Genomic DNA, 23,256 nt, shown 5'->3' on the forward strand with positions numbered 1-23,256 from the left:
CACGAATAACACGAATTCAATAATATCAAAGGGCTTCAGCCGAAACTTATAAGTATCCCACGGATTCCACAGATTGGTACGGATGCTTGCGTATATTTATTTGTGCTATTTGTGAAAAAATATTTGTGGTATTTGTGTTTATTAAAATTAAACACAAGTTACACTAATAATTTACGAATAACACAATTTCTATAGGAACAGACTATAATCCTTAGCTTAGATAAAGGAAGCCCGATTATCTTTATAGAAATCTTCCACGGGTTTTACTATAAATGTTTTTAAATTATATAAAAACGAAATGCTTCCGTAATATTTTCTTTACTTCAGATTATTCAAGCTTAAAAACAGAAAATTTTTCTTTGTTTAAGGAAATAATAGATAAAAACACGTTTCACAACAATCTCATCAATCCCGTGAAACAAAGTGTTAATCGCGAAAACAGAACTTTGGCATGATATTGGCATGTAAAATATTGAGAAAAAATTAAAAAAAACACTAAGGATGAGAAAAGAGGTTTTCTGTGGATTTTCAGTTTTTCCACCGATTCAAGTTCATATCTAGTATATGAATCCTTTTTTTTCTACGATGCCGTAAAAGATACGGGTCCGTGATTAACTAACCCCCGTTAGTTTTTCACAGCAGTTTTGCACCCCGTATCTAACTGGTATCACAATAATCAAGAATCTTTATTGATTCGAAAAAAAAACAAAAATATCCCGGACTTTTAGCCCGGTGTTATGATATAAATAAATGGCAAAGTCATCGTGAACCTTAGCCCAGTAAAGGAATTTATTCTTTTTACCGTGATGAGTGCGCCTTTATCCTATTAATTAATGTATAACCCTTAAAATGTTAGTAATGATGAGAGCCTTTTTTGAAATGATTTTTAAGAGAAATGAAGATGCTGCAAAATTGCATATATGGAGTCTATTGTTGATGTTAAGTTTTGCTGCATTTTCTGTGTTGGTATACGCCTTAGAACCAAGCTTTAACAGCTTAATTATATACCTGACGGCATTTGCCGCTTATATCGGGTTTGGCCTTGTATTCATCAGTTCCTTAGCCGGAACGAGTATGAAGAAAAGATAACAGAACATATAACTTTCAATTTATTTTTACTGAAAAAACCGCCCTGTTTGGGGCGGTTTTTTATTTACAACCCTACTCCATTCTTATATCTCTAAAATGACCTTCAGTATTCAACAAAAAAGCCACTCCATCCGGAGCAGCTCAGGTGATAACAAAGTTATCTTAACATCGTAAAAACTTATTCTTTAAACAGATCCTTCATCATCTCATCGAGGATCTTTTTTGTTTCTTCTTCAATCATTTTCCCTGACTTTTCAACAAGCTCTTCTCTGAAAGGTTCACAGCAGGCTTTTATTCCAAAACCTTCGTCTGTTTTTACAAATTCAGGGTGCATGCCGTGTTCTTTGCATATTTCAGATTCTATTTCCGTCTTTATCTGGTCGTAATTCAGGTTAAACATATTCTTGTATTTTGTTCTTTTAAGTGCATGATAAAGATAGAAGGAATAAAGCCTTGCCGAAATCCGTATTTCTACGGTATTTACAGGAAACAAAAAAACCGCCATTTCAAGACGGCTATTTTAATATAAAAGCTAATGCTTACCTCTTTAAAACTTATCCAGAATTTTCTTCGGTAAGATCTTCACCAGTTCTTTTTTATATTCCTTTTCAAGCATTACAAATTTCCATGCCTTTTTATCTTTTGAAACCGCACAGGCTTTCATATTGGTATTGATGAGATACGAACTTTCGTTAGCCAGATATTTCACATTATTTACGCCATACTTGGCGGTTAAAGCACTGTTCATTTTCTTTTTCATATCATCGTTTAATGAACTGACATTACATTTCAGCTTCAAAAAATAATGGGTAATAGAAAAATATTCACCGGTAATAAGTTCAGGTTTCTCAATATTTCCAAAATTTAAATCCTGTACTTCAATTTTCATGAATGGATTATTGTAAGTCATATTCAGAATCTGTGTCATCTGCTCTTTTGAAATTATGGTGAAGAATTTCGGATATATACAGCTTACTGCCTGATCTATCTGTTTAGATTGAATACTGTTTACAAAATAAGTAAGCGACTTTTTTATCGTTGGATCGTCAGGATTCGCTTTAGTCTGTGAAAAAGTCATCAACGACAACAGAACGAACAGAAACAGGAGTGATTTGGTTTTCATGATTTAATGGTTATTATAAATTTGAAGATTACTTTTCACTGGAAAAACAGATAAGCTTTCCAGACTGTAAAATATGTCGTAACCTATACGCCAATCGTTACAGAATGTATTTGACACCAATAAAAAAAGCCATCCTTATGGACGGCTTTTAGTACTATTTTGAAGATTCAATTATTTTACTTTTACAAGCTCAACATCAAAAACTAACCAAGAATTTGGCGGGATCACTCCTCCTGCTCCTCTTTCTCCGTAAGCCATTGCTGGCGGGATCAATAATGTAGCAGTTTCACCTTCTTTCAATAACAGGATACCTTCATCCCATCCTTTGATTACTCTTCCCATTCCGATTGGAATTTCGATCGGCTCGTTTCTCTTGAATGAAGAATCGAATTCAGTTCCGTCTACCAATTTACCTGCATAATGCACAGATACATTGTCACCAGCTTTTGGAGCTTTTCCGTCAGCTGTTTTTGTGATTTTATAGTAAAGACCTGATTCAGTTTTTTGCATACCAGCTTTTAAGTTTTCAACTAATTTCTCCTGGTTAGCTTTGAATTCTTCTTCTCTTTTTTTCTTTTCAGCTTCTTCTTTAGCGATGAAAGCTTTGTTGTTTTCTGCAATTTTAGCCTTTCCTTCGTTGAAAGTTTTAGCTGCATCGTAGTGCTTGTACTCATCACCTTTGCTGAAAACAGAAACCTTTTCTAAAACGATATCAGTTTTAGGTTTATCCTGAGCTCCTTTTTCAACGTTAGCAATAGCATCAATTACATCATTTCCTTTTACCACTTTTCCGAAGATTGTATGTCTTCCATCTAACCAAGGTGTAGCAACTTCAGTGATGAAGAATTGAGAACCGTTTGTATTAGGTCCTGAGTTTGCCATAGAAAGAACTCCTTTTCCTGTATGTTTAAGGTCGTTTCTTTCATCCTCGAATTTATATCCAGGATCTCCCATTCCTGTTCCCTGAGGATCTCCTCCCTGGATCATGAAATCTTTGATTACTCTGTGGAAAATAGTTCCGTCATAGTAAGGAACTCCTTTAGCCTTAGCTTTGTTGTCGATTTTCCCTTCTGCAAGACCGATAAAGTTGGCTACAGTTACTGGTGCTTTCTTGTCTTCAAATTTTACAATTAAGTTACCTTTTGTAGTTTGAAGATTGGCATAAAGTCCGTCATTAAGACCTTCGTAAGTTTCTTTGTCTACGTTCATTTTTTTATAAATTGGGGTACAACTCATCAGCGAAATACTTGCCGCTGCCAGAATTATATTCTTGTTAAACAATTTCATATATTATAGAGCTTTTAATTTTATGATTAATGGAATGTCGTTATCTATTTTCTTTTCGTCTCCGTAGGTTCCGTAAGCCAAAGAAGACGGTACCAAAAGCATTACTTCCTCTCCATCACGTATAAAACGTAAAGCATTCTCCACCGCTCTCAGTTCATCAAAATGCCCGAATCTGGCATCTCTTCTTTCAAAAGGCTGATCGTAGATTTTAGTCTGATCAAAATCATACAGATCATAAGAATAGGAAATTGTAGTTTCATCTTTCCTTCTTTCCCTTTGATCATAACCTTCTACCGTTACCCAATAATTAAGCTGCGTAGGATAAAACTTCACAGACTGACCGCTGATCCAATCCTGAATCTGCCCTCTTTCTATGACATTCAAATTTTTCATCCTGTTCTTGGAAACATCCAGATCTTTTTGGCTTAAAACCCCGCCTACAGGAGGATGGGCCATCTGTGCATTTCTGTTGCAGCTCAACAGGCTTATGGCTGATATGAAGAGTATTTTTCTCATAAACTTTTGCGAAAATACACATTTCGGGAATCAATTACAAAACTTGACACAGAAATATGTAAATGGAAGAATGTATTCATCTTCTATAAAACTATTCTTCCATTTTAGATCAATGCATAAATACAAAAAAGCCGGGAAAAACCCGGCTTTCATATAATTATTTAAATACTATTAAACTGTTTCAAGAGCGTGATCTACCATAACTCTCCATCCGAACGGATCTTCAGAAAGGTTGTTTTGAAGGTCTACCAAATCTTTCTTAAGAAGAGCCGCATAGCTTTCTTCATCAGATAATCTTGGAAGTTCAAGTTTTTCACCCTGATATCCTAAAGCCTGGAACTGTGTAGTTACTACTGCTGTACCTACTCCCCAAACTTCTTTAAGCTCATTGTTCTTTAAAGCTTCAATAACTGTTTTCACAGGAATTGGTTCTACTTTTACTTCAATACCTCTTTTCTTAGCTAACTGGATGAAGCTGTCTCTTGTTACTCCATCAAGGATTTTCTCAGAAGTCGGAGGTGTATAGATCGTATCGTTAATTCTTACAAATACGTTCATTGTACCACTTTCTTCAAAATATTCGTGAGTAGCATCATCAGTCCAGATGATTTGCTCATATCCTTCTTCAATTGCCAGCTGAGTTGGATAGAAAGAAGCAGCATAATTACCTGCAGCTTTTGCGGAACCTACTCCACCGTTTGCAGCTCTTGAATAGTGATCAGAGATTTTTACAGATACCGGCTCAGAATAGTAGCTCTTTGCAGGTGTTGCAACGATAGCAAACATATATTTATTAGATACTCTTGCTTTCAAAGCTTCTTCAGTAGCAAAAATCAAAGGTCTGATATAAAGAGACATTCCTTCCCCCTGTGGAATCCACTCTCTGTCAATATCTACTAACGCCTTTAATCCGTCTAAAAACATTTCTTCAGTCACTTCCGGCATAGCAAGACGCTTCGCTGACTTGTTGATACGTTCAAAATTCTTTTCAGGCCTGAAAAGGAAAACCTGCCCGTCTTTGTCTTTATAGGCTTTCATACCTTCAAAACAAGCTTGTCCATAGTTTACTCCCATCATGGCAGGTGTAAATGGAATCGGACCGTAAGGAACTAATTTTACATCACCCCATTTTCCATCTTCGTACTCACAAATGATCATATGATCAATAAAAGTACCACCAAATGAAAAATTGTTAGGGTCAAATGTAGAAATTCTGGAGTTTTCAGTTTTTTGAATTATCATTTTTTAAAATTTTTACGATGTTCTACAAATTTAACATAATTTTCTAAATATAAAAATTTTAGAGTAAATTTGACAAAAAAATAGCTTGAAAAGAGAAATAAAGACCACAAACGACGGTAGTAAAACATTGTTTATCAATGAATTAAATGAAAACTACCATTCTCATCACGGAGCGCTACAGGAAGCCGAACACGTGTTTATCAAAAATGGACTTAATTTGATAAATGATTGCGAAATTAATATTTTAGAACTCGGTTTTGGAACAGGTTTGAATGTTTTAGTAACAATTAATGAATATTTAAAAACTGACAAAAATCATGTCATCAATTATTTTTCGCTAGAAAAATACCCCATAAATGAATCCGAAGTTAAGGATTTGGCTTACTTTGAACTTTTCGATAACCCAGAGTTTAAAAATATTTATCAGAAAATTCATCTGGCAGATTGGGAAAAGTCAGTAGAAATCATTAGTGGATTCAATTTAAAAAAGATAGAATGTGATTTTTTCGATCTGAAAGACATTGATCTGCCAAAAATCAACCTTGTTTATTTTGACTGTTTTGGAGCCAGAGTACAGCCAGACCTTTGGGAAAAGCCATTATTCGAACTGGTATCTGACAAAATGGCCATTAACGGATTATTAACTACCTACTCTTCTAAAGGAAGTGTAAGAAGAATCCTTCAGGAATTGAATTTCCAGGTAGAGAAAAAACAAGGCCCTCCAGGAAAAAGAGAGATGATTAATGCAATTAAGTTGTAGAAGAAAGCTTGAGGATGGAAGCTGGATGCTTAGGGTCGGCTGCTTAATTAATTCTGATCTTTTATTTTAAAATAATAATCAATATATAAGATACGTTAGTTCAACATTATTAAGAATAAATAGTGTTAAAACTTCCAGCTTCGCGCTTCCAACTTCCGGCTTTTTCCAACAAAATTCCTTACATTAGCTATACAAATATTATACATTATATATATGATAGATAAGATCAACATTAGAGTGTATGCCTGTGCGGTAAAAGATAAACAAGTTCTGACTTTATTTGAAGAATATGCCGGCGAGCCTTTAATGAAATTTCCGGGCGGTGGATTGGAATACGGTGAAGGAGTACTGGAATGTCTGCATCGTGAGTTTGATGAAGAATTGAATGTAAAAATCGATATTCTGGAACATTTCTATACTCAGGAAAACTTTCTGGTATCCCGTTTCAAAGAAAATGAGCAGCTTCTTACCATATATTATATAGTAGATATCGTCAACGAGGAAGACTTTATTATTTTGGATCCCTGCATCGAAAAAACAGAATGGATTGATATCGACAGACCAGACAATCCTTTTCCTCTTCCAATAGATAAGATTGTATTCGATAAATTAAAAGAAAAATTCCTGTAAGTATTCTTACAGGAATTTATATTATTTCTTTACTTTAAAATCATTTGCTCCGGGATAAGGCTGCAGATAACCTGAATTCCAATTGGACTGCAGTAATGACTCTATAAATTCATCACTTCTGTTAGCGTGAGGATCATAGCGTTCTTTCAGATCAATATCAGCCATTTTTCCTTTTACATTCCACCAGAAAGCACTCCATCCACCTCTTAATTCTTTGATAATCTCAAATACATTTTTTCCGGTTGCTCTGTTCATCAGCTTTGCGAAAACCTGCCCTTCAGTGGTAGTAAGATCTCTCAATTGTTTTTCATACTGATCAGCAAGCATATTCTGTCTTTCTCTTACAAACTTTCTTTTGGCTTTGCTGTCCATATCATTCATATCTTTCTGGATATCTCTGTACTGCTGGAGTGCAGTAACAAATAAAGGATATACTCTGTACAGCTTTTTATTCAGAAAATAATAGTAATTCTTATCCAGCTGATTATTAAATCTCGGTTTATTCACCAAAACCAACTCATCCAATACAACTACAGGCTCTCCATTGATTTCATACACCTTAATCTTCTGCTGTTCGTCATAATAATACTTATTACCAAATTCATCCACTTTCAGGGATTCGGGCGGATACTGATTGAGTGGTTTTGCCACTATTCCATCTTTCTGACCAAAAACACTGACTCCAAAAAAGAAAATAAAAAGGCAGATAATCTTACTAAAATTCATTATTTTTACACTTATAAGAAGAAAAATTAAACGCAAAAATCATTCCTTTTTATGAAATTTGAAAAGAAATCTTTGAAATTTTTAGAGAAATATTTAAACACATCATCCCCAACAGGTTACGAACACAAAGGACAAGAAGTCTGGATGGACTACATCAGACCTTATGTGGACAAAATAGAAGTAGACCATTATGGAACCTGTTATGGGATCATTAATCCGGAAGCTGAATTCAAAGTAGTGATCGAAGCACATGCTGATGAAATTTCATGGTACGTCAATTATATTACGGATGATGGATTAATCTACGTCATCAGAAACGGAGGTTCAGATCAAACCATTGCTCCTTCAAAAGTAGTTCATATTCACGGTGAAAACGGAATTGTAAAAGGAGTATTCGGGTGGCCGGCTATTCATACAAGAACCAATCAAAATGAGCCTACTCCAAAAATCGAAAACATCTTTATCGACTGTGGTGCTACTTCCAAAAAAGAGGTAGAAGAAATGGGAATCTTTGTAGGATGTATGATTACTTATCCGGATGAATTCTTTGAAATGAATGACAGATATTTTGTCTGCAGAGCTCTGGACAACAGAATCGGTGGTTTCATGATTGCTGAAGTGGCCAGACTTTTAAAAGAAAATAAGAAATCAATCCCATTCGGGCTTTATATTACCAACTCTGTACAGGAAGAAGTAGGTTTATACGGAGCAGACATGATTGCTGACACCATCAAACCAAATATCGCGATTGTAACAGATGTTACCCATGACACTACAACTCCGATGATTGAAAAGAAAAAAGAAGGAGATCAGAAATGTGGCGCAGGACCAGTAGTGTTTTTCGCTCCAAGTGTTCATCATACCATCAGAGAATTAATTATTGATACCGCAAAAAACAAGAAAATTCCTTTCCAGAGAGCCGCAGCAAGCAGAGCTACAGGAACCGACACAGATGCCTTTGCTCATTCTAATGGCGGAGTACCAAGTGCTTTAATTTCCTTACCTTTGCGTTATATGCATACTACGGTAGAAATGGTATCTAAAGAAGACGTAGGTAATGTGATCAAACTTATCTATGAAACCGTTCTTAAGATCAAGCCGGAAATGAAACTGAAGTATCATTAATTACAATGAAAAAGGTCTTTTATCATCTATTTAAAAACCCTACTTTTATTTCTATTATAACCATTATAATAGTCACGCTTGGAATTCCTTTGATCGTTTATCAATTATTTACATTCGATTCAAGTGAAAGTTTGGGAATCACAATAGAGGTAATTTTCCTTGTGGTCTTATTTGTATTGCTTATAATTGACAGGTTTTTACTCTTAAGCATTAACAATAAAAAGTTATCTGTCATAGAGGCGGTTTTAATAACAGGATATCTAGCCAATTATTATTTCACCCATGACCACTCATTTTCAATAGGATAATAAAAGTAAAAGTATAAAAAGTAAAAATGAAAACGAAGCTTATTGCTCCATCCCTTTTATCAGCAGACTTTGGGAATCTGCAAAGAGATATTGAAATGCTGAACAACTCTCAGGCCGACTGGTTCCACATTGATGTAATGGACGGCAGATTTGTTCCCAATATTTCTTTTGGTTTTCCGGTGATGAAAACCGTTCAGCAGCATGCTAAAAAATTTGTAGATGTTCACCTGATGATCGTGGAACCTGAAAAATATGTTGATGAATTCATCAATCATGGTGCTGATCTTGTTTCTGTACATTATGAGGCATGTACTCATCTTCACAGAACCATTCACCACATTCAGAGCAAAGGAGCAAAAGCAGGTGTTGTTTTAAATCCTTCTACTCCGGTATTAATGCTTGAAGACATCATTGCAGATGTAGATCTTGTATTATTAATGAGTGTAAATCCAGGATTTGGAGGACAAAAATTTATTGAAAACACCTACAAAAAGATTGCTGAAACCAAGGACCTGATCTTAAGCAACAACTCTACAGCGCTTATCGAGGTAGACGGAGGAGTAAACCTTGACAACGCTTCTAAATTATTTGAAGCCGGAGCTGATGTTCTTGTTGCAGGAAATGCTGTTTTCTCAGCGGAAAGTCCTGAAAGAACAATTGAACTTTTAAAGATCTAAAAGAATCAAAATAATAAACAAAAGGCAGCCATTGGCTGCCTTTTCTCTTGTTTGGAAATTTAAGTCGTCTTGGTTATAATCTTTTTTTCAACTTATTTGAAAATGTTTAAAACTATCTTGCTAACAACACAAAGATCTGAATAAAACCCTACGTACACATCCGTAGAAACACCTAATTTAACAGTAAGTATTTTTACTTAATCTATTATATTTTTCAAACTTCTTTATTCCAGACACAGGCACAAACCACAAGAATGATCGAAATAACTGAAAAGACCGTTCTGATATTATTCAGAAAATTCCATCTGTTTTCAAAATTTTCCCGCATCTTTCTGATGGCTTCTGTTGTAGATCCGGATATATCAAACTTATCCAAAGTATCATTCATAGGAACATTTCCGGCAACTGTTACTCCAAAAACACCAATCACATAAGCCAGTGTAGCCAACAGAAGAAAAATAAAAACAGGCTGCTGTCCACGGAGTAAAAAGGTAGATACAGGAAGAAGAATTACAGTTCCCATAAAGCTCATAAAGAAAACAGGGTTTAGGATTTCCCGGTTAATGTTCTGCATTGCTTTCAGGTATTCTGTATCAGAAAGTTTTCCGAGCCCAAGAACAACTGAGCATGAATAAGCATAGAAAAGCCCTCCTATCAGAGCAGTGAGGACAGCGGTAATGATCAATACTAATGTTGTCATTTTCATATATTTTGATTTTGGTTATCAGAAGAATAGAATTAATAGGGATTCCATTTTTTAATAATATTCTGAGCTGTAAGAATCATTTCAGAGTCCCATTTTTCTGTTTTAAAATAATGAAAATCCAGATCTTTAATGGTTTCAATATTTGCATTATCATATAGAAGTCGGGTAAGCCTTGACTGCTCTTCATATAAAACCAGGTCTTCTAAAGGTCTTTCCGAGAGTTTCATTTCCATCTTACTCCAGCTACTTTTTTCTTTTCCATTAAAATCTGAAGTTTCAATAATGTCTTTAACTTTATTAAAATCATTCAGGAAATCATCTCTTTCTTGTTCTGTTTTCACAGTATGTCCCAGCCTTTCAATAATAATATATTCCAGGTTTCCACATTGTGTAAGTACAGACGGCAGAACAGAAAGAATATCCTGAGGAATAATATCATCATGAGTATCCCTTCTCACCTGCTTTTTTCCATATACACTATCCTGCCAGCTTCCTCCGGAAAGATGGATTTCTTTTACTTTTTCCAAAGGATATAAAGCAATGATCTCCTGCATTCCTAATTCGAAATTACAGGATTGGCAGTAAATATTATGAAGATCAAGAATCAGAAAACCATTGGTATCTTCCGTCAGCTTGTCAAGAAAAATGCCTTGTTCTTTAACGTCATCTATAGAAAATGAGAACGCTAGATTTTCTATCCCTACAGGAATATTTACAGCATCCTGTAGTCTGTATAACCTGTCTTTTCCTATTTGTAAAGTTTTGGAATGTAAAGAAACCGGCAACGGTACTCCCTGATGAAAATTCTCAGTATTCATGAAACCAAAATGTTCCGTGATATGATTATATTTCCGCAGACTAACCTCTTCTTTAAGCTTTTTCAGCCATTTTTCCTGCCTTTCTGTCCATTTCGCATCAAATAAAGAATAATACACTCCATGTCCTATCAAGCGGTTATTTTCAGCGTAGAAATTCAACAGATCCCGAAGCCAATCCGGTTCATTGGTATGATAAAGGGTATCAAAAGACCATTCCATCACATCGATAGAATTATTCTGCAACAACGGCAAAATAGCAGAAACAAAATCTGCCTCTGCCATCATGGATACTCCTAACATTGGCTTTCTCATCTTCTATCCCATTCCGCAAGCCGGACAGCCGTGTCCACGAAGCACAAGTGTATCTTTTTTAACAACCGGCTTAGGTGTTCCCGGTTTTTTCTTTTCAACCGTATCCGTTGAAGTGGCTTTCTTTACTTTTTTAACAGGCTTTTTTGTTTTAGCTTCCGGTTTAGTCGTTTGTGCAGACACGCCCACCGCTAATAAACTTGCCATTAATATTGCTGGAATTTTCATAATTGCTTTTTCAGATAAATTTTACAATAAACGTTCCATTTATAAAAATACAATAATAAGAAACGTTTTGATAACAATTATTAATAAATATCAGCAACTCTTATATAAGGTACCGTTATCTTTATTTATATTTAGAGTTAAAATAAATCTATATATGAAAATCAGTCTGATTAAAGCTGTTTTCCTTGGGTTGATATTATCTGCAGATCATATCAGCGCACAGGTTCAGACAGCTGGCAACAGCAAAAAAATGGAATGGTTCAGCAATGCAAAACTGGGTATTTTTATTCATTGGGGAATCTACTCTGTTAACGGAATCTCAGAATCCTGGTCATTCTTCAATAATTATATTAACCACGAAAATTATATGAAACAGCTGAATGGTTTTTCAGCTTCAAAATATCAACCGGAACAATGGGTAAATCTCATTAAGGAATCCGGAGCAAAATATGCTGTCATTACCACTAAACATCATGACGGAGTTTCGTTATGGAATTCAGGAGCAGAAAAAGCGACAAGCATTCCTCAACACTCTTTGGCAAAAAAGGATGTGTTAACTCCTTTTGTTTCCGCTCTGAAAAAATCAGGATTAAAAACAGGACTTTATTTCTCTTTGCCGGACTGGAGCCATCCGTATTATGATATTAATACCCGGACAAAAAAACGCTACAAACTCAAAAATGATCCAAAGCGCTGGCAGAATTTTATCCGCTATTATCAAGGTCAGCTCAATGAACTTTCTACCCAATATTCTCCTGATCTTCTTTGGTTCGATGGTGACTGGGAACATACTTCCGAAGAATGGAAAGCGGCTCAGACCCTGGATTTACTCAAAAAATACAATTCTAATATTATCATTAATTCGAGGCTTAATCATCACGGAGACTATGATACTCCTGAGCAGGGCATTCCTGTTGTTCCACCGCAAAATCCATATTGGGAGCTTTGTTACACCATGAATGATTCCTGGGGATATCAGCCTTTTGATAAAAATTACAAAACCCCCAATATGATTGTCAGAACACTGGCAGATGTGCTCAGCATGGGAGGAAATCTTCTGCTTGATATTGGCCCGAAATCAGACGGTACAATTCCTGATGAACAAATTGAGATTCTTAAAAATCTTGGTCGATGGACTTCCAAAAATCAACATGCCATTTATGAAACTACCCGCGGAATTCCTTTTGACAACTATAAAGGAAAATCTTCTTTGTCGACCTCTAAAAAATCTTTATTCCTTTATCTGGAAGAAACCAAAAACTTTGCAAAAATTTCCGGATTGACAACAAAACCTCTTTCAGTAAAGATCATCGGAGATCCATCCGCTGTTGTTACAATGGATTATAATGCAGAAAAAACACTGACACTGAATTTCTCCAATGTAAAATTTGACAAAGATGTCACTGTGGCAGAAATTACTTTTGACACACCTCCTGCATTTTTGAAAGATTTTAAGACGGAAAAACATCCTCTTCCCGAAATACTGGAAAACAAAAACACTCAGGAAGCCGTCTATGATATCGCCAATGCTCTGAGCTATGATCAGAATATACTGACGCAAGAAGGCCTTACCTATGATGGTCTTGACATGAAAATTAAAAAAACGTCTAAAACAAATCCGGAAACCACAGAATGGATAAGTAAGCATGCTGAAGCTTTGTTTGAGACAGGAAAAGGTCTTCCGGCTGGTCACTACCCAGGAATAAGTGCTTTATCAAAAGACAAACAGACTCTTTATCTTTTTGTGGAAGGAATACCTACCGGCCCGATTGCCCTGAAAGGAATAAAAAATGAAATTGCCAGAATAAGAGTTGTTGGTGAAGGCACTATGCTGCCTCATACCATCTACAATAAGCTGTACTGGAGCGACAGACCGGGAATTATTTATATTGACGTTCCAAAGGAAAAACTTGACAAGCAAATGACCGTCATTGCTGTTTTATTGAATAAACCTCTTGAACTCTACAGAGAAAATGTGGGAGCAATTGAAAATAACCTTTAGTACACCTGAAAGATGCATTCATAAAAAACAAAATCCGGAGAAAATCTCCGGATTCTTTATTTTGTAAGATGATTTTCTTAGAAAATCTCTCTTCCTGAAAAATGGAATTGAGCTTCGATTAATGCATTCTCGTCAGAATCTGAACCGTGAACAGCATTTTCTCCGATGCTTCTTGCAAACATTTTTCTGATAGTACCTTCTGCAGCTTCTGCAGGGTTAGTAGCACCAATTAATGTTCTGAAGTCTTCAACTGCATTGTCTTTTTCTAAAACTGCAGCAACGATAGGACCAGAGCTCATGAATTCTACTAATTCTCCATAAAATGGTCTTTCAGCGTGTACTTCATAGAATTTTTTTGCATCAGCAACTGTAAGCTGAGTTAATTTTAAAGCTTTGATTTTAAAACCTCCTTCAGCAATCTTACCCAATATAGCACCGATATGTCCGTCAGCAACAGCATCAGGCTTAATCATAGTGAATGTAATGTTAGACATAAATGTATATTTTTTTAATGGCGCAAAATTACAAAAAATATCTTTGATTTTTATTTTAATTTTTTTTTAACATAAAAATAACTTTTATTAAGAAATCGTAAACTAAACTTTGGCACAGTAATTGTTTATTCTATTGCGATTCTCATGTTTAATTTGAGTTTTCATGGTTATTAGTTTTTACCCAGCTTCGGCTGGGTTTTTTATTTTCAAAAAACACCCTGTATTTTTATCAATTTAATAATTTTTCAACCCAAATAAATCCATATACAACATTATTTGAACTTTTATTGAAATTAATACAATATCCAAAAATCGAGTAATATCATTTTTCAGATTGGCAAAAATGTGACAAAAGTGGAGTTATGTGCCAAAAAAAGAGTGTCAGAAAGTAGAGTTATCTAAAAAGAGATTTTTTTTCATCAAAAACTTAAAAAAATAAGTTTAAAAAATACACATTTCAAAACAGGATTAAATCCAATCTTTAAAGAAATGATTTTTTAGAATATTATTCTGATATAGTGATACATAAAATAGTACAGATTGTCCGAATTAATCTGTAGCTGTTAAAAAAGAGAATGTCTGTTACTGATTATTTTTGGGAAGCTTCTTCTGCTTCATCCATCAATTTAATATACGTAGCATAGCGGGAATGTTGAATCTCGCCCGTTTCAAGCGCATCGATAACGGCACATTTCGGTTCATTAATGTGAAGACAGTTATGAAATTTGCATTCTTCTCTCTTCTTGAAAATCTCGGGGAAATAATGTTGTACTTCTTCTTTTTCAATATCAATCATTGCAAATTCACGGACACCAGGAGTATCAATAACATTTCCACCAAAATGCCAGAAATGCATCTGCGCAAAAGTTGTGGTATGTTTTCCTTTCAGGTGCGTATCTGAAATTTCAGATGTTTTTAAATTTAATCCTGGCTGTAAAGCATTCACCAAAGTAGATTTTCCACAACCTGAGTGGCCGAAAAATACTGAAGTTTTATCTTTAAGAATCTCCTGAAGCTGATCAAGATTCAATTTCGAATAGGAAGAAATTTCCAAAGTATCATATCCAATTTCCTGATATAGGAATTCAATATCCTTTACAATTTCAATTTCTTCTTCGTGTAAAACATCGATCTTATTAAAAAGAATGAGCGGGGTAATATTATAGGCTTCACAACATGCCAGAAACCTGTCCAGAAATCCTAAAGATGTTTCAGGATGTTTCAGAGTGAAGATAAAGCATGCCAAATCAATATTGGATGCAATAATATGGGCTTCTTTTGAAAGGTTAACTGATTTTCTGATCAGATAATTGGAGCGCGGTTCAATTTTTGTGATCCATGCGATATCATCCTGCTCCAGCTGAAACTCAACAAAATCTCCTACAGCGAGTGGATTGGTAAGTCTGGTTTTTATTAATTTGAATTTCCCCCGGATTCTGGCCTCGAAAATTTTATTTGTTTCCAATTCCAAAACCTGGTACCAACTGCCTGTAGATTTAATGATTTTTCCTTTCATAGATAATGCTGGTGCAAATATACGCAATTAGGGCTTAGCATTCAGGAAATAGGTTTAAAAACACATGTTTCAATTGCCCTAAATGCTGATGTCTAAGCCCTAATTTATTTTTTAGCTGAAAATTTAGTAAAAGTATTAGTCTCTTTTACTTTTTATCCACAGCTTATCTCTCAATCATAATATTATTCTGTACTTCAATAGATTCTTCATGAATCGCTTTGAATACTTTTTCAATAAATTCCTGAGACATTCCAGTTTCTTTTGCTTTTTGGGTAGCGTATTCAGTGATCACTTTCCAACGTTCAGGCTGGAAGATTGCAATATCATTTTCCTTTTTAAGTTTACCGATTTTCTCAGAAATTTTCATTCTTTGAGAAAGAAGTTCAATTAACTGGAAGTCAAGATCAGAAATCAAAGTTCTGTGTCTTCCCATTTCTCCTTCAAAACCTGCAAGATTGGAACTTCTTACTTTCAGATTCCCGATAAGATCTGCAAGAACTTCAGGGGTAATCTGCTGAGAAGCATCACTCCATGCCTCATCAGGATTGCAATGTGATTCAATGATCGCTCCCTGGTATCCTACGTTAAGTGCTTCCTGTGTAATATCAGCAAGACCAGTTCTGTTTCCGCAGATGTGAGAAGGGTCGATTAACATTGGAATATTTGGAAACTGACTCTTGAAATCAAGGGCAATCTGCCAGTTCGGATTGTTTCTGTATTTTGTTTTCTGGTATGTTGAAAATCCTCTGTGAATAACTCCAAGGTTTTTAATGTCTTGTCCTAAAAGTCTTTCCAAAGCTCCAATCCATAATGCAAGATCCGGGTTAACAGGGTTTTTCACGAATACAGGTTTATCCGTACCTCTTAAAGCCATCGCAATTTCCTGTACTGTAAACGGGTTCACTGTAGAACGTGCTCCAATCCAAAGAACATCTACGTCTGCTTCCAGAGCTGCGAACACATGGTGAGCGTTGGCTACTTCAGTCGCTGTTTTAAAACCGTACTCTTCTTTTACTTTTTTTAGCCAGTTCAAACCGATCACTCCTACTCCTTCAAAACCGTTTGGTTTGGTACGGGGTTTCCAGATTCCTGCACGGAAAACGGATACATTGGCATTAGATTCTTTAATTCTCCTTGCAGTTTCAAGCATCTGAGCTTCACTTTCCGCACTACATGGTCCCGCAATCATTAGAGGCTGTGTAAGCTCATTGATCCACTCGTTTTTTAAATCATTTAAATTCATTATTTTAAATTTTATTGTTTTTTATATAATTTTTTCGTTAACAGCAATAGCCCTTTGGATTATAAAATTTAATTTATAATTCTTTTCAAAAAATGCCGTTCAAAATTGTTTAAAGGAATCAGGAAAATAATAGGGCTCTACTTCTCCTGTATTTTTTGGAAAGAAATTCAGTTAACAGTACCAATAAAATCGGTAATACGTTCTGAAATTTCTATAATAAGAAGCAGAAAAACTAAAATAACCGCTAAAGAAGTAATTAGCGGGTGCAAAGAAAGACTGATATGTGTTAGTCAAATTTTCCATTTTATTCTGGAAATGTCTTTATTTAGCGTTTCTGGTTGTAATTTGCTTTTGTCAAAAACTTATTTTCGACAGAAATATTTGACAAATATATAAAAATTATGTCAAATCAAACTTCATTAAATCATCAAGATCTTTCAAAAGTGGATTTTTTTCTATAAATTTTTCAAACATTTTTCTTTTCGTCACCACCTCAATCTTCAGATTTTCAACGTCTCTGACGTATTCTACCTCAATAATATGATTCTGAATTTTTCTTTTAAAATGATTAAAAAATTCTCCACTTATTTTATCAAATTCTACTTTTGCAGAATCTGAAGGGAACAAAACTTTGATTTTATGCTCTTCAGCTTTTACCAGTTTGAAGGTCTTGACTGCATTAAATACAAAATTATTTTTTACCTGAAGCTGTTTAAGCATAATTTTCCATTCCACCTGCAGATCTGTATCTGTAAAATGGTTCTGAGGAAGATTATCAGTTTTTACCACAACATCTTCTGTTGTTTCTACTTTATCTTCTTTATTCAAAAAGGAATTGATGCTGAAACCGGAAGAGATTCCCGGTCTTGACAATGGCTTGGTGGTTTTTGTTACTGAAACTTCCTGAACTGCCTGAGAAGCTGCAGGTTGTTGTTCTGCTTTAACTTCTTTCTTCTCCTGGGCTTTTTCCGGCATCTTCACTTCCTGCTTCTCACTGAGAAACGGAGCCAGTATCAGGAACTTTTTTTTTTAGTATCGCCTAAATTAGCTGTCAGTGAAGCCAGCTGCATTAATGCAATTTCAACCGTAAGTCTTGGGTTTTTGGAATTCTTATAATTAATATCTGCATGGTTACAGATCTCAATACCATCAATAAGCTGCTGGGCGGCCCATTTCTGTCCTTGCTCTACAAATTTAGCCTTGGTTTTCTCTCCTACTTCAATGAGTTCCATGGTGGAAGCATTCTGTGCCATCATCAGATCTCTGAAATGATTTCCTAATCCGGCAATGAAAATATGGGGATCAAAACCTTTCTTTACAATCTCATTGAATGCGAAAAGCACTTCAGGAATTTTGTTTTCCTTGGCGAGATCCACAATGTTCAGATATTGATCATAATCCAGAATGTTGAGTACTTCGGCAGCTTTTGCCAAGGTAATATTTTTCTGGGAGAAGGTAGAAAGTCTGTCGAAGATAGAAAGTGCATCTCTTAATGCGCCATCAGCTTTCTGAGCAATCAGATACAGTGCGTCATCTTCATACTGGATATTTTCTTTTTGGGCAATATTTTTCAGATGATTCTGGATGTCTTCAATGGTAATTCTCTTGAAGTCATAAATCTGACAACGGGATAAAATTGTTGGAATAATTTTATGCTTCTCCGTGGTAGCCAAAATAAAAATAGCATGAGCAGGCGGCTCTTCCAGCGTTTTCAGGAAAGCATTGAAAGCGGCAGAAGACAGCATATGAACCTCATCAATGATATATACTTTGTATTTACCAACCTGAGGTGCAAAACGTACCTGATCTATAAGTTCTCTGATATCATCTACAGAGTTATTGGATGCAGCATCCAGTTCATAGATATTGTAAGCAAAGCCATCTTCTGAAACCGAGCCATCTTTCTCATTGATCTTTCTTGCGAGAATTCTGGCACAGGTAGTTTTACCCACACCACGAGGACCACAAAAAAGTAATGCCTGAGCTAATTGACTTTCTTCAATTGCATGTTCTAAAGTATCCGTAATATGAGATTGCCCCACAACCGTATCAAACTCTTGAGGACGATATTTTCTTGCAGATACTATAAAATTTTCCATTGGCCAAAAGTAAGAAATATAGTTTTAATTTGAAAATTAAAAGTTTTCAAATTATTAACAAAAACGTATTTCTGCTCAAATCGGAAAACTTTTAATTTCTATTTCTTTTTGCTGTATGCAAAGTCGATCAACTCAACAATAGCGGCTTCAACCTCTTTTCTTCCTTCTTCAGTTTTCAGATCGATACCACAAAACTTATTGGCGTTGTATCCTGTATAAAGGTTGAGATAGTAAGCTCCAGACACAATCAAAGCCATAATTGCTCTGTGTCTCGTTGCTACTCCTTCACCAAAGTAAGGATCTGAGATGTTTCCAAATAAAACCTCTCCTACTTCTTCACGTTGTTCAACCAATTTCTTAAGAATAGGCTTACTTTCCGAAAGCTCCCAAAGGATGATCTTCTGAAGTTCTTTATTTTTCTTCAGGTTTTCGAACTGGTTCAATACTACCATTTTAGTAAGTTCGTGCCCACCGTCCGAGAAATCCATATCAACATCCTGGTTGACCTGGCTCCAGTAATCCTGAGATTTGATATACTCATCGATCAGTTTATCAGTACTTCCAAAGTACTCATAGATCAATTTTTTATCAAATCCGGCAACGGCAGCAATCTTGCTTACTTTTAATCCGGAATATCCTTTTACTCTTAAAATTTTACCAACTGCAGCAAGCAGTTTCTGCTTTGTTTTTTCTTTGTCCCTAATGGGGCCCTGCACTACTTTTCTAGGCATAATTATTATTTTTTCGCAATATGCAATTTTTTATTAATATCATCAAACGCATTAAGCGTTTTGTCGAGATGTTCTTTTTCGTGTCTTGCCGTTACACTCATCCTGATACGTGCGTCTTTTCTTGGTACAGCCGGATAAAGAATCGGGTTGGTATAGATTCCCATTTCTATTAGTAGTTTTCCTACATCACCTGTTACATAAGGATCTCCAATTTTTACGGGAACGATCGCAGAGCAGGTAACTCCTGTATCTAATCCTAAATCGTCAAGTCCTTTTTTGAAATAATTGATGTTATCCCAGAGTTTTTCTCTCCAGATAGGTTCTTCGTCAATTAAATCAATGGCTTTAACAATTCCTGCGGATGATGGTGGAGCTGTGGCTGAGAAGATCTGCTGGCGTGAATGGAATCTTATAAAGGCAGCTATTTTTTTATCTGCAATGACATAACCTCCCAGATTTCCAAATGTTTTGCTGAATGTACCTGTGATGATGTCTACTTTATCCAATAACCCAGCCTGTTCCAAAGTACCTCTTCCGGTTTCTCCAAGGATGCCGACACCATGTACGTCGTCTACCATTAGAAAGGCATTGTACTTTTTCACAAGGTTATAGATCTCATTAATACGGGAAGTATCACCATCCTGGGAATACACTCCGTCCACAATAACGAGTTTCGTACGGTACAGATTTTCAGATACCTTCAAAATGTGTTCCAAAGATTCTAAATTATTGTGCGGAAATGTTTTTTTATTGGTAAAAGCACATCCTTCATGTACACTGGCATGCACTGCCATGTCTAAAATAGCAAGATCTTCTTTCTGCATTAAACACTGTAAACTAGCGCTATTAGCAGTATATCCGGTAGTAAATACTACGGCTTCATCTTCTGTTCTTTTAAAAAAACTTGAAATTCTTTTTTCTAAAGCATTGTGATAATCAAAGTAGCCACCGATAAGAGGTGTAGCTCCTGTTCCCGTTCCATATTTCTCTATTCCTTCAATAGCGGCTTGCTTTACTTTCGGGTGTTGTGTGAATCCTAAATAATCACTTGATACAAAACTAACAAATTCTCTGTTTTGGTTTGCAATATTTACATTCAGTATTGCATTGGTTCCTGAAGTGTTCTTCAGTCTGTAATTCATGTGTCCGTTAGACTTTACAAAGTCTAAATATTCATAAAAAATTTCAGCCCTTTGAGCCATATCATTATCTGGTATATTCTCAAAGTCTTTAATAGTTGCTGTTGTGAAATTGATGCTCATCCTTAATCTTGTTTGTTGTGGTTTAAAAGAAACAAATATATAACTATTTAAAAGGCTTAAGCGCCTCTGTTAAGATTAAATATTATTAAAGACACAATATTTTCATCTTATTATCTGGAAACCAAAGTATTTAAATATACATCTATCTTTTTTAACGTTTTCTGCTTTTGAATTAATTAGTTTTTTCTTACCTAAATTTAATAAAAAAATCAAACAATAAAGAAATATTAATACATAAATAATAAAAAAATGTAATTATTTTTCACAAACGGCTCATTTATAAAAGATTATTTTTTCATTATTTTAACATTTTAATTCACTAAACAGCCTTTAAAACACATCAATCTGAGCGTTCAAATCCCTACTCTGAGACAAAAACCAGCGCAAATCTCTTGCAACAACAATATTAAACAAAAAAAGTAGTCAATTTAAACTTTTTTGGAATTTCTGAAATTTCCGGGAGTAAAGCCGGTCATTTTTTTGAAAAATTTTGAAAAATTGGAAGGATCATAAGTAAAAATACGGGCAATTTCTGCCACAGATTGATCGGATCCCACGAGCATTTGTTTGATCTGATCAATAATTTTTTCATCATAAAAGGAACAAGGGTGTTGTCCAGTTTCTTTTTTAACGGTATCGGTAAGATGCTTATGGGACACAGCAAGCTCTCTGGCGATCTCATTCAGCTCCAGAAATTCAGGAACAGCGCCGGAAATAACTTCCTGGATATGCTTGTCTAAAAAAGTAAAATACTGGTGGGTAATTTCTTCGCTTCTTTTCATCGTGTATGTTTCTAATGCTTATTCAAGATATAAATTTAATCATTAAGATACAAAATAACAAGGTAAGCTTTTCGGATATTTCAAGCTGGATATTTAAGAAAAACTATCTTTAAAAGCTTGTGTAGAATTTTTTACTTTCAGTTTTTCCAGAATATTCTGGCGGTGTCTGTTGACCGTATTGACGCTTATAGAAAGAAGACCTGCAATTTCTTTGCTTGCATATCCCTCTCCAATCCATTTTAAAACCTCCAGTTCTCTGGGGCTTAAAATATTTTTATAATCAAGCTTATCTTTTACAACCACTTCCCCTTTTATCATATTAACAATCATAAAATCTGGAAAGTTAGATGAAGTCAATGCAATATTGTAAAGACAAAGAGCCAGCCTCAGCCTGCCGTTATCGGGTGAATAAATATAAAACATACGGTGCTTCACCCATCTGTAGTCTTCATTTTTATCTTTCATTCTTATTTTTGAAACCACACTATATGCCGTACGTTCTTTTATTTCCATGGTATCCAGCAATTTGAAAAAACGGAGTTCATGGATGTATTTTTTCAGACGGTCATCAGGATGTATCTTTTTCAGCATTTCTTCTTCCCAGATGGAGTCTATTTCTGCAGGGTTTTCATCCATCTTTAGCCCAAGTTCATCTGCAGCTGCAGATTTATAAATAAAACTTTTATTCTCCTGCATATCGCTCAGCACACATATTGCACCTTCCATCTGAGCGTATGCTAACCCTCTCTGTTTATAGATCTCTACATCAAGTTGGCATTTTTTCGAGGCGTTATCCAGTAATTGATCGCTAAGCTGTTCACGGATTTCCATAATGGTTATTTATCAGTATTGACGCAAATGAAGTTTAATAATACTTTTGCTAAAATAATAATTTACCCTTAGAACTTATCCCAAAGAGAATGAAGAAACTGATTTTCGGCTTTTGCGCCTTATTCCTGATTCAAAAGTTTTCCAGCCAGAGTCTTGAGAAAATGACCTGGTTTAATGAACCTGAAAAATGGGAAATCAAAAATAATAGCCTTTCTATGTTTGTAACGCCACAGAGCGATTACTGGAGGGTTTCACATTATGGATTCACGGTAGATGATGCCCCTTTCTACTACACAACATATGGCGGTGAATTTGAGGCAAAAGTAAAAATAACCGGCAGTTATAAAGCAAGATTTGACCAGATGGGGCTTATGCTGAGAACAGATCAGGAACATTACATCAAAGCCGGAGTAGAATTCGTAGATGGTAAATATAATCTCAGCACAGTGGTCACCCACAATAAAAGTGACTGGAGTGTTATTACATTAGAAAAAACACCTCCTGCCATATGGATCAAAGCGGTAAGAAGACTGGATGCTGTTGAGATATTTTATTCTTTTGATGATAAAAATTATATCATGATGCGAAATGCTCCTCTTCAGGACAATACTCCTGTAATGGTTGGATTAATGGCAGCCTGTCCGGACGGAGAAGGATTCAATGCAGTTTTTGAAAACTTCAAAGTAAAACATCTGCCGGATCAGCGCCGACTCAAGTGGCTTGAAACCCACCAATAACGATTGAATTACACT

At 35.3% G+C, this 23,256-nt stretch carries 25 protein-coding genes; 7 read left to right on the forward strand and 18 right to left on the reverse strand.

What is annotated here, in order from left to right; all coding sequences use genetic code 11:
• Positions 1-858: 858 nt before the first annotated feature.
• Positions 859-1,089, forward strand: coding sequence for a hypothetical protein (locus NK356_RS08100; RefSeq protein ID WP_253316669.1), 231 nt, complete (start codon positions 859-861; stop codon positions 1,087-1,089).
• Positions 1,090-1,267: 178 nt separating this feature from the next.
• Here the strand turns inward: NK356_RS08100 and NK356_RS08105 are convergent, their stop codons facing one another.
• From NK356_RS08105 to NK356_RS08125, 5 genes are all read right to left on the reverse strand, one after another.
• Positions 1,268-1,489, reverse strand: a complete 222-nt coding sequence (locus tag NK356_RS08105; protein WP_156106541.1) for a hypothetical protein — start codon at positions 1,487-1,489, stop codon at positions 1,268-1,270.
• 147 nt (positions 1,490-1,636) lie between these two features.
• Complete coding sequence (locus NK356_RS08110) at positions 1,637-2,212, reverse strand: hypothetical protein (protein ID WP_253316670.1); 576 nt, start codon at positions 2,210-2,212, stop codon at positions 1,637-1,639.
• A 171-nt stretch (positions 2,213-2,383) separates the two neighbouring features.
• Positions 2,384-3,421, reverse strand: coding sequence for a peptidylprolyl isomerase (locus NK356_RS08115; RefSeq protein WP_253316723.1), 1,038 nt, complete (start codon positions 3,419-3,421; stop codon positions 2,384-2,386).
• A gap of 81 nt (positions 3,422-3,502) precedes the next feature.
• Positions 3,503-4,015, reverse strand: a complete 513-nt coding sequence (locus NK356_RS08120) for a hypothetical protein (RefSeq protein WP_253316671.1) — start codon at positions 4,013-4,015, stop codon at positions 3,503-3,505.
• Positions 4,016-4,186: 171 nt separating this feature from the next.
• Positions 4,187-5,257 carry a branched-chain amino acid aminotransferase gene (locus NK356_RS08125; protein ID WP_034698529.1) on the reverse strand — a complete coding sequence of 357 codons (1,071 nt, stop codon included), beginning with the start codon at positions 5,255-5,257 and terminating at the stop codon, positions 4,187-4,189.
• Between the two features lie 85 nt (positions 5,258-5,342).
• Between NK356_RS08125 and mnmD the strand changes: the two genes are divergently transcribed.
• Both mnmD and NK356_RS08135 read left to right on the forward strand, forming a co-directional pair.
• Entirely contained in the window at positions 5,343-6,017 is a 675-nt protein-coding gene (gene mnmD, locus NK356_RS08130) for a tRNA (5-methylaminomethyl-2-thiouridine)(34)-methyltransferase MnmD (protein ID WP_034698530.1), read from the forward strand.
• A 213-nt stretch (positions 6,018-6,230) separates the two neighbouring features.
• Positions 6,231-6,647, forward strand: a complete 417-nt coding sequence (locus tag NK356_RS08135; protein WP_253316672.1) for an NUDIX hydrolase — start codon at positions 6,231-6,233, stop codon at positions 6,645-6,647.
• Between the two features lie 21 nt (positions 6,648-6,668).
• Here the strand turns inward: NK356_RS08135 and NK356_RS08140 are convergent, their stop codons facing one another.
• Positions 6,669-7,373 (reverse strand): DUF4294 domain-containing protein, encoded by a 705-nt coding sequence (locus tag NK356_RS08140; protein ID WP_034698532.1) that lies wholly within the window; start codon positions 7,371-7,373, stop codon positions 6,669-6,671.
• Between the two features lie 51 nt (positions 7,374-7,424).
• On the opposite strand from NK356_RS08140, the gene NK356_RS08145 reads away from it, so the two are divergent.
• A complete protein-coding gene (locus NK356_RS08145) occupies positions 7,425-8,498 on the forward strand; it encodes a M42 family peptidase (protein ID WP_034698533.1) in 1,074 nt (357 codons plus the stop codon).
• A 334-nt stretch (positions 8,499-8,832) separates the two neighbouring features.
• Positions 8,833-9,483 carry a ribulose-phosphate 3-epimerase gene (gene rpe, locus NK356_RS08150; protein WP_034698534.1) on the forward strand — a complete coding sequence of 217 codons (651 nt, stop codon included), beginning with the start codon at positions 8,833-8,835 and terminating at the stop codon, positions 9,481-9,483.
• A 214-nt stretch (positions 9,484-9,697) separates the two neighbouring features.
• Here the strand turns inward: rpe and NK356_RS08155 are convergent, their stop codons facing one another.
• Genes NK356_RS08155 through NK356_RS08165 form a run of 3 tightly spaced genes read right to left on the reverse strand, consistent with a single transcriptional unit; the run spans position 9,698 to position 11,544 of the window.
• On the reverse strand, positions 9,698-10,183 hold the full coding sequence (locus tag NK356_RS08155) for a DUF1772 domain-containing protein (protein WP_253316673.1): 486 nt from the start codon (positions 10,181-10,183) through the stop codon (positions 9,698-9,700).
• A 38-nt stretch (positions 10,184-10,221) separates the two neighbouring features.
• The gene (locus tag NK356_RS08160; protein WP_034698536.1) at positions 10,222-11,319 is read right to left on the reverse strand and encodes a DUF692 family multinuclear iron-containing protein; all 1,098 of its coding nucleotides are present in this window, start codon (positions 11,317-11,319) and stop codon (positions 10,222-10,224) included.
• 3 nt (positions 11,320-11,322) lie between these two features.
• Positions 11,323-11,544 (reverse strand): hypothetical protein, encoded by a 222-nt coding sequence (locus NK356_RS08165; RefSeq protein WP_034698538.1) that lies wholly within the window; start codon positions 11,542-11,544, stop codon positions 11,323-11,325.
• A gap of 154 nt (positions 11,545-11,698) precedes the next feature.
• Between NK356_RS08165 and NK356_RS08170 the strand changes: the two genes are divergently transcribed.
• Positions 11,699-13,546 (forward strand): alpha-L-fucosidase, encoded by a 1,848-nt coding sequence (locus NK356_RS08170; RefSeq protein WP_253316674.1) that lies wholly within the window; start codon positions 11,699-11,701, stop codon positions 13,544-13,546.
• A 77-nt stretch (positions 13,547-13,623) separates the two neighbouring features.
• Here NK356_RS08170 and NK356_RS08175 read toward each other — a convergent pair whose 3' ends face one another.
• The 9 genes from NK356_RS08175 to NK356_RS08215 all read right to left on the reverse strand — a co-directional run bounded on the left by NK356_RS08175 (position 13,624) and on the right by NK356_RS08215 (position 22,504).
• Complete coding sequence (locus NK356_RS08175; RefSeq protein ID WP_034687444.1) at positions 13,624-14,040, reverse strand: nucleoside-diphosphate kinase; 417 nt, start codon at positions 14,038-14,040, stop codon at positions 13,624-13,626.
• A gap of 589 nt (positions 14,041-14,629) precedes the next feature.
• Positions 14,630-15,556, reverse strand: coding sequence for a ribosome small subunit-dependent GTPase A (rsgA, locus tag NK356_RS08180; RefSeq protein ID WP_034698541.1), 927 nt, complete (start codon positions 15,554-15,556; stop codon positions 14,630-14,632).
• Between the two features lie 163 nt (positions 15,557-15,719).
• Positions 15,720-16,799, reverse strand: coding sequence for a chorismate mutase (locus NK356_RS08185; RefSeq protein ID WP_034698544.1), 1,080 nt, complete (start codon positions 16,797-16,799; stop codon positions 15,720-15,722).
• 399 nt (positions 16,800-17,198) lie between these two features.
• Positions 17,199-17,774, reverse strand: coding sequence for a hypothetical protein (locus NK356_RS08190; protein ID WP_253316675.1), 576 nt, complete (start codon positions 17,772-17,774; stop codon positions 17,199-17,201).
• Positions 17,775-17,812: 38 nt separating this feature from the next.
• Positions 17,813-18,898, reverse strand: a complete 1,086-nt coding sequence (gene dnaX / locus NK356_RS08195; protein WP_034698546.1) for a DNA polymerase III subunit gamma/tau — start codon at positions 18,896-18,898, stop codon at positions 17,813-17,815.
• A 98-nt stretch (positions 18,899-18,996) separates the two neighbouring features.
• Positions 18,997-19,629: a TetR/AcrR family transcriptional regulator gene (locus NK356_RS08200; RefSeq protein ID WP_034698548.1), complete on the reverse strand. Its 633-nt coding sequence runs from the start codon at positions 19,627-19,629 to the stop codon at positions 18,997-18,999.
• Between the two features lie 5 nt (positions 19,630-19,634).
• Positions 19,635-20,891: an aminotransferase class I/II-fold pyridoxal phosphate-dependent enzyme gene (locus NK356_RS08205; protein WP_034698554.1), complete on the reverse strand. Its 1,257-nt coding sequence runs from the start codon at positions 20,889-20,891 to the stop codon at positions 19,635-19,637.
• Positions 20,892-21,319: 428 nt separating this feature from the next.
• A complete protein-coding gene (locus tag NK356_RS08210) occupies positions 21,320-21,673 on the reverse strand; it encodes an AraC family transcriptional regulator (RefSeq protein ID WP_034698564.1) in 354 nt (117 codons plus the stop codon).
• 93 nt (positions 21,674-21,766) lie between these two features.
• A complete protein-coding gene (locus NK356_RS08215; RefSeq protein WP_253316676.1) occupies positions 21,767-22,504 on the reverse strand; it encodes a LuxR C-terminal-related transcriptional regulator in 738 nt (245 codons plus the stop codon).
• An 89-nt stretch (positions 22,505-22,593) separates the two neighbouring features.
• Here NK356_RS08215 and NK356_RS08220 point away from each other — a divergent pair, with 89 nt between their 5' ends.
• Positions 22,594-23,241 (forward strand): DUF1349 domain-containing protein, encoded by a 648-nt coding sequence (locus tag NK356_RS08220; protein ID WP_253316677.1) that lies wholly within the window; start codon positions 22,594-22,596, stop codon positions 23,239-23,241.
• Positions 23,242-23,256: the final 15 nt, after the last annotated feature.

The sequence above is a fragment of the Chryseobacterium sp. S0630 genome (assembly GCF_024158915.1).
In the GTDB taxonomy this organism is placed as follows: Bacteria; Bacteroidota; Bacteroidia; order Flavobacteriales; family Weeksellaceae; genus Chryseobacterium.